Origin of the sequence: Peterkaempfera griseoplana, assembly GCF_001418575.1 — a bacterium.
In the GTDB taxonomy this organism is placed as follows: Bacteria; Actinomycetota; Actinomycetes; order Streptomycetales; family Streptomycetaceae; genus Peterkaempfera; species Peterkaempfera griseoplana.
Genome location: NZ_LIQR01000183.1, coordinates 1 through 12,929, shown reverse-complemented (window position 1 = coordinate 12,929; position 12,929 = coordinate 1). Strand labels below are relative to the sequence as shown.

At 74.4% G+C, this 12,929-nt stretch carries 10 protein-coding genes; 6 read left to right on the top strand and 4 right to left on the bottom strand.

Translation table 11 applies throughout. The annotated features are described in order from the left end of the window. Position 1: 1 nt before the first annotated feature. A complete protein-coding gene (locus AOK09_RS39070) occupies positions 2 to 712 on the bottom strand; it encodes a hypothetical protein (RefSeq protein ID WP_055587621.1) in 711 nt (236 codons plus the stop codon). Positions 713 to 837: 125 nt separating this feature from the next. Here AOK09_RS39070 and AOK09_RS14615 point away from each other — a divergent pair, with 125 nt between their 5' ends. From AOK09_RS14615 to AOK09_RS14600, 4 genes are all read left to right on the top strand, one after another. Next, positions 838 to 1,605: a response regulator transcription factor gene (locus tag AOK09_RS14615; protein ID WP_055587620.1), complete on the top strand. Its 768-nt coding sequence runs from the start codon at positions 838 to 840 to the stop codon at positions 1,603 to 1,605. After that, positions 1,595 to 3,820 carry a sensor histidine kinase gene (locus AOK09_RS14610; RefSeq protein ID WP_063795953.1) on the top strand — a complete coding sequence of 742 codons (2,226 nt, stop codon included), beginning with the start codon at positions 1,595 to 1,597 and terminating at the stop codon, positions 3,818 to 3,820. Before AOK09_RS14615 ends, AOK09_RS14610 begins: the two co-directional genes overlap by 11 nt. A 453-nt stretch (positions 3,821 to 4,273) precedes the next feature. Further along, a complete protein-coding gene (locus AOK09_RS14605) occupies positions 4,274 to 4,771 on the top strand; it encodes a CAP domain-containing protein (RefSeq protein ID WP_079063060.1) in 498 nt (165 codons plus the stop codon). Between the two features lie 410 nt (positions 4,772 to 5,181). Next, the gene (locus AOK09_RS14600) at positions 5,182 to 6,414 is read left to right on the top strand and encodes a serine hydrolase domain-containing protein (protein WP_245687292.1); all 1,233 of its coding nucleotides are present in this window, start codon (positions 5,182 to 5,184) and stop codon (positions 6,412 to 6,414) included. Between the two features lie 118 nt (positions 6,415 to 6,532). Here AOK09_RS14600 and AOK09_RS14595 read toward each other — a convergent pair whose 3' ends face one another. Together AOK09_RS14595 and AOK09_RS14590 are read right to left on the bottom strand one after the other, a co-directional pair. Next, positions 6,533 to 8,989: an ABC transporter permease gene (locus tag AOK09_RS14595; RefSeq protein WP_055587617.1), complete on the bottom strand. Its 2,457-nt coding sequence runs from the start codon at positions 8,987 to 8,989 to the stop codon at positions 6,533 to 6,535. After that, the gene (locus tag AOK09_RS14590) at positions 8,983 to 9,735 is read right to left on the bottom strand and encodes an ABC transporter ATP-binding protein (protein WP_055587616.1); all 753 of its coding nucleotides are present in this window, start codon (positions 9,733 to 9,735) and stop codon (positions 8,983 to 8,985) included. The genes AOK09_RS14595 and AOK09_RS14590 overlap by 7 nt, the downstream gene beginning before the upstream one ends. Positions 9,736 to 9,981: 246 nt before the next feature. On the opposite strand from AOK09_RS14590, the gene AOK09_RS14585 reads away from it, so the two are divergent. Together AOK09_RS14585 and AOK09_RS14580 are read left to right on the top strand one after the other, a co-directional pair. Next, the gene (locus tag AOK09_RS14585; RefSeq protein WP_055587615.1) at positions 9,982 to 11,244 is read left to right on the top strand and encodes a sensor histidine kinase; all 1,263 of its coding nucleotides are present in this window, start codon (positions 9,982 to 9,984) and stop codon (positions 11,242 to 11,244) included. Then, a complete protein-coding gene (locus AOK09_RS14580) occupies positions 11,217 to 11,876 on the top strand; it encodes a response regulator transcription factor (RefSeq protein WP_055587614.1) in 660 nt (219 codons plus the stop codon). Before AOK09_RS14585 ends, AOK09_RS14580 begins: the two co-directional genes overlap by 28 nt. 249 nt (positions 11,877 to 12,125) lie before the next feature. On the opposite strand, the gene AOK09_RS14575 is transcribed toward AOK09_RS14580, so the two are convergent. After that, a partial coding sequence (locus AOK09_RS14575; RefSeq protein WP_157875900.1) for a MinD/ParA family ATP-binding protein occupies positions 12,126 to 12,929 on the bottom strand: 804 nt, incomplete at its 5' end.

The window sequence follows — 12,929 nt, the reverse complement described above, 5'->3', positions numbered from 1 at the left end:
GCTACTGTCCCTTTCCGCCGCCGAAGGCTTCCATCTGGCACTTGTCCTCGATCTGGCCCTGGTTGGGCGGGAGCGGGGTGTCGCTGCTGTCGTAGGTCCAGCTCAGGCCGTTCGCGTTGACACTGGTGTCCGAGGTCAGGTGCACCATGACGCCGTGGGCGCGCAGGCACTTGATATTGGCGAGCATGTCGTCGCGGTAGTGCGGGTTGAGCGCGGGATCCAGTTCGGGCGGCATCAGGGGGAGCTTGTTCTTGCACGCGGAGGATGCGGCGGGCGGTATGGGGTCGGCGACGGTCGCGGGTGCGCCCGCCACTCCGGGCCGCGTGGTGGTCCAGTGGGCACCGTGGTCCACCAGGCACTGGTCCCAGGCGTGGATCAGGGCTGCCCGCTCCTCGGGGGTGTCATCCAGCCGCTCCTGGGGACGCCGGGAGGTGTCGCCGTCCGCCGGTCCCGCGTCCGGGGACGACGGGGTCTTGGCGGGGTCACTCGGGGTGCCGGACGTGCCGGCCGCATCCGAGGTCGTCTGCGAGGTGGTCTGCGAGGTGGGCAGCGAGGCGACGCTGGGCGTCGCCCGTGTCTCGCTCTTACCGCAGCCGGACACGAGGGGGAGGGCGAGCATGCAGAGGACCGCGGGGGCGGCCAGGTGCAGCGCCCTGGCCCGGGCCCCGGCCGCGGTACTGGTGCCGCCCGGTCGGAGGATGTGGTGCGTCATGCGCCAGGACGCTAGGCAGGGACTGTCAGGAAGTTGTCAGGAAGCAGTTCGACTCCCGTGGTGATGCCAGTGGACCGCGTCACAACGGACGGCCGGGGCATGACCGGCTTCGTAGACTCGACGCCATGTGCGCACACGTCCTGGTCGCGGAGGACGACCCCAAGCAGGCGGAACTGGTCCGCCGCTATCTCGAGCACGAGGGCCACCGGGTGGTCGTCGTGCACGACGGCCGTGCCGCGCTGGAGGAGGCCAGGCGCCGCCCGCCGGACCTGATGGTGCTCGACGTGATGATGCCGAAGGTGGACGGCCTGGACGTCTGCCGGGTGCTCCGTGCGGAGACCGGGACGGCCGCGCTGCCGCTGCTGGTGCTCACCGCCCGCTCCGCCGAGGACGATCTGCTGCTCGCCCTCGACCTGGGCGCCGACGACTACATGACCAAGCCCTACAGCCCGCGTGAGCTGATGGCCCGGGTCCGTACGCTGCTGCGGCGAAGCGGTGCCGCCGCGTCCGCCGGCGTCGCGGCCGCCGCGCCGCCCGACCCGGTGCTCCGGGTGGGTGCCCTGACGGTCGACCCGGTGCGGCACGAGGTGACGGTGGAGGGGCGCCGGATCGAGTGCACCCCCGGTGAGTTCGACCTGCTGAGCCTGCTGGCGGCCGAGCCGGGGCGGGTCTTCACCCGCGCCCAGATCATCGAGCGGCAGCACGGCATCGACCGGTACTTCACCTCCCGCACGGTCGACGTCCATGTGATGAACCTGCGGCGCAAGATCGAGCCGCGCCCGCAGCGCCCGGTCCGGCTGGTGACGGTCTACGGCGTCGGCTACAAGCTGGCCGCGGAACCTCCCACGCCCCGGGCGCCTGCCGCGGAGCCAGGCCCACACCGTGCGCGGTGACGTCCCGCTGCGCCGCAGCCTGCTGGTCAAGCTCATGGCGCTGGCCGCCGTCGTCTCGGCCTGCTCCATCACGGCGACCGCCTGGCTGACCGTGCGCATCACCGCGGTGGGCATCCAGCACGAGCGGGGCCAGGCGCTCGCCGACGACGCACAGATCTACGACGCCCTCCTCGGCTACGCCGCCACCCACCACGACTGGGCGGGCGCGGCCGGGACCGTCCGCGATCTCGCCCGCCGAAGCGGCCACCGGGTCACCGTCACCGACGAGAAGCGCGTCGTCCTGCTGGACTCCGGCGGTTTCCGGTACGGCACCCCGGAGAACGGTCCGGCACCGGAACGTTCCGGACCCGACCTGCCCACCGAGGCGACCGCGACCGTCGATCCGCTCGCCGTGGACGGCACGCTGGTCGCCGGGGACCCGGCCGTCTCCGCCACCGTGCCGGCGGGGTCCGCCGGGCAGACCGTGGAGTCGGGAGGTACACCGGCCGTGGGGCCCGGCGCCGCATCCAGCCCGGCCCCCGTGGGGCCCGGCGCCGCATCCAGCCCGGCCCCCGTGGGGCCCGGCGCCGCATCCAGCCCGGCCCCCGTGGGGCCCGGCGCGACCGGCTGCCCGCCCCACACCCGCTGTCTGCTTCCCAGCGGGGGGCCGTACCCCGCCGCGCCGAGCACCATCGACTCCCGTGCCGTCGGCCCCTTCCGGCTGACCGCGCCGGAGCGCTCCAGACTGCACGCAGTCGCCCTGCGGATCGCCGGGTGCTACCGCGACAGGCTGCACCTGAGCGTCCCGGTCGTCGAGACCCGGTCCGGCCGCTCCGTCCTCCGGCTGCCGGCCGCCGTCGCGTACCTGCCCACCGACTGCCCGTCCACCGCTCTCGACGCTCCGACTCCCACCGAGGCCCGGGCCCTCGCCCAGCTCGACGGGCTGGTCGACACCTGCCTCGCCCGGCGTCATGTGCCACCTGTGCGCCTGAACCCCGACTTGAGCTGGGACTGGCAGGACGCCGCCCGCAGCGGGACGTCCGACCAGCCCGCAACCGCGCCCGGTGCACAGCAGACCGCAGCCGTGGGCTCCTGCGTCGAGACCGCCCGCCGCGAGCAGCTCGCCCCCTACGTAGCGCCGCCGGCTCTGCTCTTCGTGAGCAGCCCCGGTGGGGCGCCCACCACCTTCCTGGACCTCTCGCCCGGTAACCGGGCCAGGATCGTGGAGGTCACCGGCCTGGTGCTGCTGCTCACCGTGGCCGTCACGGTGCTCGTCGGCACCCGGATGGTCCGCCCGCTGCGGGCCCTGGCCCAGGCGGCCCGGCGGATGACCGACGGCGATCTCACCGCCCGGGTGAAGGTGCGGGCGGGCGACGAGATCGGCGGCGTGGCTGCCGCCTTCAACACCATGTCGGAGCAGCGGGAGCAGTCGGAGGAACTGCGCAAGGCGATGGTCAGTGACGTGGCCCACGAGTTGCGCTCCCCGCTGGCGAACATCCGCGGCTGGCTGGAGGCCGCCGAGGACGGCCTGGTCGTCCCCGACCGGGACCTGGTGGGTTCGCTGCTCGACGAGGCGGTGCTGCTCCAGCATGTCATCGACGACCTGCGCGACCTGTCCGCGGCCGACGCGGGCGAGCTGAGGCTGCACATCGAGCAGGTGGAGGTCGCCGACCTGGTGGAGCAGGTCGCCACCGCGCACCGCGGCAACGCGGACGCGGCGGGAGTCACCCTGCTGACCGCGGCCGAGCGGCAGCCGGCGGTGGACGCCGACCCGGTGCGGCTGCGGCAGGCGATCGGCAACCTGGTGTCCAACGCGGTCCGGCACACCCCGCCCGGCGGGACCGTCACCCTGCGTGCCCACCGTGCGGAGGACAGAGCGGTGATCGAGGTGGCCGACACCGGGTCGGGTATCGCGCCCGACGATCTGCAGCGGGTCTTCGACCGCTTCTGGCGGGCCGAGAAGTCCCGCAACCGGCAGACCGGCGGCAGCGGTCTGGGCCTGTCCATCGTCCGGAAACTGGTCGAGGCGCACGGCGGTTCGGTCGCCGCCACCAGCGAGCCCGGCCGCGGATCGGTGTTCGTCCTCACCCTCCCGGCGCCCCGTGAAGCAGACGCCCTTGGTGTTGACCGCGAAGAGCTCGTCGCCAACGGGGCGGCGGCACCCGGTGCGTCGGCTGACGCGGTCCGCGGAAACAGCCGATGGAAGCGGCCTCGAAGCCGCCGCCCCACTTCATGAGGAAAACACGCAGGGTAACGCGAGTGGGCCGACTCCGCCCGGAGGACGTCGCCCGTGCCTGCCCGATCCCCACCGCAGGGGTCCGCAGGCCCGGAGCGGCGGCTCGTGCTGCGCAGCTGCCGGCCGCCGGGGGCCGGGTCCGGCACCGGGTTCCGGTGTCCGCCGTCCTGGCCCGGGGGCAGGGGCGGCAAGCCACCGGACGGTGAACTGGCCTTGCTGTCCGAGCCGTTGACGTCGCCCGGAGCCTCCCCGGTCGACGGGTGGACACCCCCGACCTAGGCTGGTGGTGAGGGCAGGGGGTCGCCGTACGGCGGCCGGACCCAGCCACTCCAAGCCACTCCGTCGGGGGTCGCCTCCGGGCCACCAAACGGGAGCAGGCCACTCGGCCCGGCTCCGTGACGAGTGAGGCCCGCGGGCGGTATCTGCCACTCTCTCCGCGACCAGGGGGTCGCCATGAAGAAGGCCAGCCGGATACGCCACCAAGCAGGGGCCGTCATAGCGGCGGGACTGTTGGCCGGGAGCACGGTGCTGGCGACGGGCGCCTCTGCGGCCGTCGCCTCCATCAGCCCCGGCGACCAGCAGACCATCGTCAACGAGACCAACGCCATCCGTGAGAAGGCCGGTGCACCGCCCCTGACGTGGGACGCGAGCGTCGCCGCCGAAGCCCAGGCCTGGGCTGACAACCCGGACTCCACGCCGAACGGACCCGGTTCGCTGAAACACTCGCCGTCGTTCAACGGCGCCGAGAACATGTCGACCGTCGGGCCGGCCGCTGCCACCGCGCAGTGGGCCGCCGAGAAGGCCAGGTACGACGCCGATCCCGACCACGACCCCAACAGCGCCGGCTACAAGACGCAGTGGGGCCACTACTGGAACATGATCCAGAGCCGGTTCACCAAGATCGGCTGCGGAGCGCGGACCGGAGTGACGGTCTGCCAGTACCGTCCCTGACCTGTCGACACCTGACGCCCCGACACCAGGGGCGTCAAGTGGGGCAGGCTCTCCCGGATCCCCGGTCCGGGCCGTTCCATGCAGGGCGGTCCGGGCCTGGCCGTGCGCCTGAAGGGTGTACCGGCCGCGCGACAGGGGTCCGCGCTGACCGGCCACCTCCCGGGCGGCCTTCGCCTCCGCTCCACCCAGCCTCGACACGCGCGCGGCCGTGTCACCGATCGACGGTCTCCCGGGTCCGGGCCGGGAGGCCTGACGGCTCCACCCGAACCCCCGCGAGGACGCCGGAACCGGCTCGCACCGGGGGTCAGCCCCACCCGGCACCCGGGTGGCAGCTCCATCGATCGGGCCGGCCGCCGCGAGTTGACTGTCGAGGGTCGGAAGAGAGACGGCCCGAGCACAGGGGTGACAGGGTGACGGGGAAGCGTACGGCGGCCATGGCGTGCATCGCGGCGCTGACGGTGTGCGGGATGGGCGGGGTGTCCGCCGGGGCGCGGGCCGCGAACGGGCCGCGCGCCCGCGCGCGGGCGACGGACGGCGGCTACTCGGCGGCGGACCTGAGGCGGGACCTGGCGGCGGTACGGTCCGCCGCGGGCGGCGATGTGAACGTGGTGGCCCGGGTGGACGGGCCCGGTGGCGCCGTGCTGCGGGCGCGGTACGGGACCGCGGGTGTGGGCTCGACCGCGCCCGTGCCGTGGGACCCCGAGTTCCGGGTGGCGAGCACCAGCAAGACCTTCACGGCGGTGGTGGTGCTCCAGCTGGCCGCGGAGGGCCGGCTCTCGCTCGACGACACGGTGGAACGGTGGCTGCCCGGGGTGGTCAGCGGACACGGCTACGACGGCTCCCGGATCACCGTGCGCGACCTGCTGCAGCAGACCAGCGGGATCTACGACTACATCAACGACCCCGGCGTCCAGGACAAGCTGTTCAACCACTTCGACGAGAACCGGTTCGACGCCACCCCGCCGTCCCGGCTGGTCGCGCTCGCCCTGCAGCACGCGCCGCTCTTCACCCCGTCGCCCGGCGGGCCGCCGCGCCGGTGGGCGTACTCCAACACCAACTACCTGCTGGCGGCGATGATCGCGGAGAAGGCGGGTGACGCGGGCTGGCGGGAGCTGGTCGAGCACCGGATCATCGCGCCGCTGGGCCTGCGGCACACCTACATCCCCGGTGAGAACCCCTATCTGACGGGACCTCACGAGAGGGTCACCATCGACGGTCCCGGGGGTGTGCCGGTGGACCTCACCGAGGAGAGCTACCAGCACACCGCGGACTCCGGGGTGGTGAGCACCCCGTCCGACCTCGACACCTTCTTCCGCGCCCTGGCCGGCGGGCGACTGCTGCCCGCCGCGCAGTGGGCGCTGATGCGGCAGACGGTCCCCTACGACGACCTGCCGACCCCGCCCTCGGGCAGACCCGGTGGGTACGGCCTCGGACTGCGGGTGGTGCCGCTGACCTGCGGGGGCGTCTACTACATGCATGAGGGCGACGGTTTCGGGGTGTACGGACGGCCGGCGGTCGGCGCGGACGGCCGACGGGCGGTGACGGTGTCGGTGACGTCCACCACCGCCCTCGTCGACGAGGACCGGCTCAACCAGGCGGTGCAGACCCTCACCGACCATGCGCTCTGCGCGGCCCGGAGCTGAGGCGCCCGCTCGTTCGGCTCCCCTCGGCGGCCGCCCGGTCGTCCAGCTGACGACCGGGGCTCCGGTCGGGCCGGCCGCCGAGGGCGGCGCCCGCCGGACCACGGGCGCCGCAGGGCGCTCAGCGCCGCCGTACGCCTGCCGGCTGCGCGGCCCCCCGGCGCAGGGCGAACGCGGCGGGGACGACGGACGCGCAGACGGCGAGGACCGCGCAGGCGCCCAGGGCCGCGCCGACGGCCGCCCACGGGACCACCATCGCGCTCCCCGCGGACAGCAGGGCCAGGGCGCCCGAGATGCCCGCCAGATCCAGCACGGCCACCAGGAGGCCGAGCACCCCGCCGACGGCGACCACCAGCAGCGCCTCCGCGCCCACCAGCCGCAGCACCTGCGCCGTGGTGGCTCCGGTCAGGCGGAGCACGGCCAGTTCGCGCACCCGGTCGGCGGTGGCCATCACCATGGTGTTGGCCAGCGAGATGCCGGTGTAGAGCAGGGCGAGGCCGAGGACCAGCAGAAAGCCCAGCCGGGTCGTCCCGTCGTTCGCCGGGTGACGCGCCGCCACCCACTCCTCCCCGGTGCGGACCCGTCCCCCCGAGGGGGGCACCGCCTCCCGCAGCCCGGAGGCCACGGAGGCCCGGTCGGCCCCGGGGGAGACGGCGACATCCACCCGCTCGACGGCCGCGCCCGGTGCGTTGCGTGGGGTGACATAGACGCCGTTGTCCCCGGTGCCGGTGGCCATCACGGCGGCGATCCGCAGCGTCCTCCTGGAGCCGTCGCCGAGCCACACGTCCACGCGCTGCCCGACGGTGTGCCGCTGCCACTCCTCGTTGACGATGACGGAGTCGTCGTCGAGGTCGGTGGTCCGTCCCGCGGTGAGCGGCAGCCGGGAGGTGGCCGCGAGGGGGCCGGGGGCTGCGGCGTGGGCCTCGGAGGCGATGAGCGCGACGCCGTCCTCGAGGACGTGGACGGTGCCGGTGGAGACCGGGCACACCACGGTGCCCGGCACCCGGTGCAGCCTCCGCAGCGTCGCCGCGTCGAAGCCCGCGCCGGCCGCGGGGGTGACGACGAAGTCCGCGGCTGTCTGCCGGAGCGCCTCGGCCGCCCTCGCCCGGTCGAGGGTCGCGGTCGCACCCAGCAGCGAGCCGGTGAGGGCGACGGTGACCAGGACGGGTGCCGCGACCGCGGCGGTGCGGCGGACCGAGGCGGCGGCGGTCTCCCGGACCAGCAGGCCGGCGGCGCCGGGCAGCAGGGCGGGGAGCCGGCCGAGCAGCCGGGTGAGCGGGCGCACGACGGTGGGGGCCAGCACGGCGACCGCGCTGATCAGCAGCATCGGCCGGGTCACATAGGACTTGCGGTGGAGCAGGTCGCCGGGGTCGGTGGCCAGGGCCCAGCCCAGGGTCACGGCGGCGGTCAGCAGCAGGGCCAGACCGGCCGCCCGGCGGCCCCGGGCCGTCGTCCCGGTGTCGGTGGACGCCTCACCCAGCGCCTGGGCGGGGCCCGTACGGCCCGCCCGCCGGGAGGCGGCCGCGCCGCACAGGGCGACCAGCAGTCCGGTCCAGAAGGCCAGGTGGTACGGCCAGATGTGGTCGCCGACGGTGAACCAGCGCGGCGCGAGGCTGCCGTGGACCGCCCGGGCGGCGAGCTGCGGCGCACCGTACCTGCCGGCCGCGCAGCCGGCGACCGAGGCGAGTACGCCGACGACGAGGGCCTCGATGAGGACCGTCCGGCGGATCTGCCCGGGGGTCGCCCCCGCGACACGCAGCAGCCCGAACTCCCGGCGGCGCTGGGCGACCGCGAAGGCGAAGGTGGACGCCACCACGAACACCGAGACGAAGGCGGAGATCCCTCCGGCCGTGCCGAACATGGCGTTCATCGCGGTGAGGGCCTCGCCGTCCCGGCCGGGGTCGGCGTCGGCGTCGCTGCGCGCCCGGCCGGTGAGGACCTGGACGCCGTCGCTGCCGCGCACCGCGGTGCGCACCGCGGCCGCGTCGGCGTCCACGACCAGCTGGACGCTGACCGGTGACAGCCGGGCGGCGCGTTCGTCGGTGTAGAAGAGCGCGTTCTCGAAGCCGCGTGCGGCCACGGTGCCGACCACCCGCACGGTGCCGCGGTCGGTCCGTATCCGCCGTCCGGGTCCCGTCCAGTCACCGGTGGCGACGACCTCGTCGGACGCGCGGGGCGCCCGTCCCGAGGAGAGCCGGTACGGGGCGAACGCGGCGGTGGACCAGGGGTGGCCCACCAGGCCGCCGGGCCCGCCCGGCACCCGGACGGCGAACGACCGGTCCTCGACGACGGTGCCGAGCCGCCGCAGCGCGGCGAAGGTCCGCGCGGGCACCGCACGGGGGTGCACGAGCCGCTGCACGCGGACCCCCGCCGGGGTCGGCACCCGCAGGGTGTCGGCACCCCTGACCACGACGGGTGCGGCGGCGAACCGCTGGGGCTGCCGCTCCGGCGCGTCCCCGGTGGAGGCGAGGGCCAGACCCATCGCGGTGAGCAGGGCGACACCCAGCGAGAGCGCGACAAAGCTGCCGGCGAAGACGGTCCAGCGGGTGCGCAGGGTTGCCAGGGCGACGGTCAGCACGCGACGGCCCCCGGTCCCACCGGCTCCAGCCCGGTCAGGTGGGCGGCGATACGGTCGGCACCGGCACCGGTCAGCTCACCACCGACCTGTCCGTCGACCAGGAACACCACGCGGTCGGCCCAGGAGGCGGCCACCGGATCGTGGGTGACCATGACCACCGTCCGGCCGTCGCCGTCGGCCATGCCGCGCAGCAGGGCCAGCACACCGTGACCGGTCCGGGAGTCGAGGGCGCCGGTCGGCTCGTCGCCGAACAGCACCTCGGGGCGGGTGATCAGGGCGCGGGCCAGGGCGACGCGCTGCTGCTGGCCGCCGGAGAGCTCCGACGGCCGGTGCCGCGCCCGCTCGCCCAGCCCCACCTGCCCGAGCACCTCACGGACCTGGGCCGCGGAGGGCCGGCGGCCCGCCAGCCGCAGCGGCAGTGCCACATTCTGTTCCGCGGTCAGGGACGGCAGCAGGTTGAAGGCCTGGAAGACGAACCCGATCCGCCGGCGCCGCAGCAGGGTCAGCTGCCGCTCGTTCAGTGCCGTCAGCTCGGTGCCGCCGATGTCGACCGACCCCGAGGTGGGCCGGTCCAGTCCCGCGGCACAGTGCAGCAGGGTCGACTTGCCGGAGCCGGAGGGCCCCATGACGGCGGTGAACGTCCCCCTGCGGAAGGCGAGAGAGACCTGGTCCAGCGCCGTCACGGCGCTGCTTCCCGAGCCGTACCGCCTGCTGACCGAACGCAGCCGGATCGCGTAGTCGTCCATCTGTCCCCCCTGGTCGGGTGTCGGCCCTCCGCATGTTCCGGGCGGAGGGGGTCCCGGGGAGACGCCGTCGCCGACCCTCCCGCGGTGGCTCCACACAACCGCGCGGGGCCGCCTCGGCGCAGTGCGGCAGGACCGAGACCCGGGGTAGGGCAGGCCCTACCCCTTCTCCTCACCCTGGACCGATGGCACCGGCCGGGACGGGGCTTCTACGGTGGCCGCATGCGTCCCCGGAATGTGTGGCAGGCCATGTCCCGGCCCGGTTTCCTGCTGTCGTGGTGGCCGTGGCGTTCGGCCTGCTACCTGCTCACCGGTGCGGTGGCCGGGCTGGTCACCCTGGTGGCGACGGTGACCGCGGCGGCGGCCGGCAGCGTGCTCGCGGTGACCCTGGTGGGGCTGCCGCTGCTGCTCCTCACCGCCCTCTGCGGTGTCCCGGTGGCCTGGCTGGAGCGGCGGCGGCTGCGTCTGGTCGACCTGGACCCGGTACCCGACCAGCACCTGGTGCCGGCCTCCGGGGGCCTGCGGGTCTGGCTGGCCACCCGGCTGAGGGAGCGGGCGACCTGGCGGGAGCTCGGGTACGCCCTGCTGTTCGCCGCACTGCTGTGGCCGGTGGACGCCCTCGCCGTCACGCTCGCCCTGCTCGTCCCGCTCTCCATGGTCGCGACCCCGCTGCTGCTGGCCACCGTCGGCGACGGCCGGGAGGTGAAGGTGCTCAAGCAGTGGACGGTCGGGGGCTGGCCGGCGGCGTTCGCGGTCGCCGTTCTCGGAATCGTCCTGATGGGCCTGGGTGCCTACGCCCTGGGGGTCGCAGCCGGTGCACGGGCCGGACTGACGCGTCTGCTGATCGCCTCGCGCGACGGCGACCTGGGCGCGAAGGTCGTCGAACTGACCCGCTCCCGCGTCCGCCTCGTGGACGCCTTCGAGGCGGAGCGGCGGCGCATCGAGCGCGATCTGCACGACGGGGCGCAGCAGCGGCTGGTGGCGCTGACGATGACGCTGGGTCTGGCCCGGCTGGACGCGCCGCCCGGACCGCTGGCCGACCGGCTCGCCGTGGCACAGGAGGAGGCGGGCAGGGCGCTGGCGGAGCTGCGCGAGCTGATCCACGGCATCCATCCCCGGGTGCTCGCGGACTACGGCCTCGAGGCCGCGGTCGCCGATGTCGCGGACCGCTCCGCGGTGCCCGTGGACGTCGCCCTGGAGCTGCCGGGCCGGCTGCCCCAGGCGGTCGAGGCCGCGGCGTACTTCGTGGTCTGCGAGGCACTCGCCAACGTCGCCAGGCACAGCGGGGCGGCCCGTGCGGAGGTGAGCGGCGGACACCGGGGCGGCCGGCTGTTCCTCCAGGTGTCCGACGACGGGCGGGGAGGCGCGGAGGCCGGGACCGGCAGCGGCCTGACCGGGCTGGCCGACCGGGTGTCGGTTCTGGATGGCAGAGTTTCCCTGTCCAGTCCGCCGGGTGGACCGACTCTGTTGAGTGTGGAGTTTCCTTGCGAGTTGACCGATCGCTCCGCGTAGTACTGGCCGAGGACAGCGTGCTGCTGCGGGAGGGCCTCGTCGGTCTGCTCGGCCGCTGCGGGCACGAGGTGGTCGCGGCGGTCGGCGACGCTACGGCGCTGGTCGCCGCGGTCGGGCGGCACTCACCCGACGTCGTGGTGACGGACGTCCGCATGCCCCCGGGGTTCCAGGACGAGGGGCTGCGGGCCGCGGTGCGGCTGCGCGCGGAGCGGCCCACCCTGCCGGTCCTGGTCCTCAGCCAGTACGTGCAGCGGGCCTACGCCTCGGAGCTGCTGGACTCCGGGGACGGCACCGGCGTCGGCTATCTGCTCAAGGACCGGGTCGGCCAGGTGCAGGCGTTCGTGGACGCGCTCTGCGAGGTCGCGGCGGGCGGCACGGTCGTCGATCCGGAGGTCGTACGGCAGCTGCTGCGCCGCCGCCGCGATCCGCTGGAGCGGCTCACCCCCCGGGAGCGGGAGGTGCTGGCCCTGATCGCGGAGGGCAGGTCCAACGGGGCGATAGCCCGTGAACTGGTGGTCTCCGAAGCCGCCGTGGGCAAGCACATCAGCAGCATCCTCGCCAAGCTGGACCTGCCGCCCGCGGACGAGACCCATCGCCGGGTGCTCGCGGTGCTCGCCTATCTGCGGGCGTGATGTGGGCTCAGGGGGCCGGGCCGATCTGCGCAGGGGTCCGGGTCACCCAGGTGACCCGGACCCCTGCCGGGCGCGTCCCCGGCAGGGGATCCGCCGCGTGGTCCGCGGGGCCTGCCATGTGGTCGCGGGGGGAGAGCTCTCGGAACCGGACGGTTCCCGGCGCTTGCCGACCTGCTGCCGCCGTGGTGGGGACGGGCCGGGCGGCGTCAGTGTCCGGAAGCCGGCCGGCTCGCCGGCTGCGGTGCGGGACTACGGTGCGGACGGCGAGTAGTGGACGGCGTTGTAGCCCGAGTACTGGGAGGCAGAGAGGCGGGAGTGCCAGCCGGCGGCCTCGGGCTGGGTGCGGGGGATGTCCGCGGCCACCAGCGTGGCCAGGTCGAGATAGGCCTCCCGGGTCCTGGCCTTCATCTTCTCCAGATCCACCTCCGCGCCCGCGGCGAGGTGCTCGTCGAACGGGATGACCACCACGCCGCGGCAGCGGGCGCGGAAGTGGGAGACGATGTCGTCCACCTTGATCATCTTGCTGGTCTTGCGTGTCTCGGACACCACGGTGACGGCGCGCTGGACGAGGTCGGTGTAGCCGTGTGCATTGAGCCAGTCCAGGGTCGTGCTGGCGCTGCTGGCGCCGTCGACGCTCGGTGTGGCGACGACGATCAGCTGGTCGGAGAGTTCGAGGATGCCGCGCATGGCGCTGTGCAGCAGACCGGTTCCGGAGTCGGTCAGGATGATCGGGTAGTGCTGTCCCAGGCAGCCGACGACCTGCCGGTAGTCCTCGTCGTCGAACGCCGTCGAGACGGCCGGGTCCACGTCGTTGGCAAGGATTTCCAGGCCGCTCGGGGCCTGGGAGGTGTAGCGGCGGACGGCCATGTAGTTGTTGAGCTGCGGAATCGCGGCCACCAGGTCGCGGATGGTCGCGCCGCTCTCGCGGCGTACGCGGCCGCTGAGGGTGCCAGCGTCCGGGTTGGCGTCGATGGCGACGACCCGGTCCTGTCGCTCGACGGCGAGAGTCGCGCCCAGGGCGGTCGTGGTGGTGGTCTTGCCGACGCCGCCCTT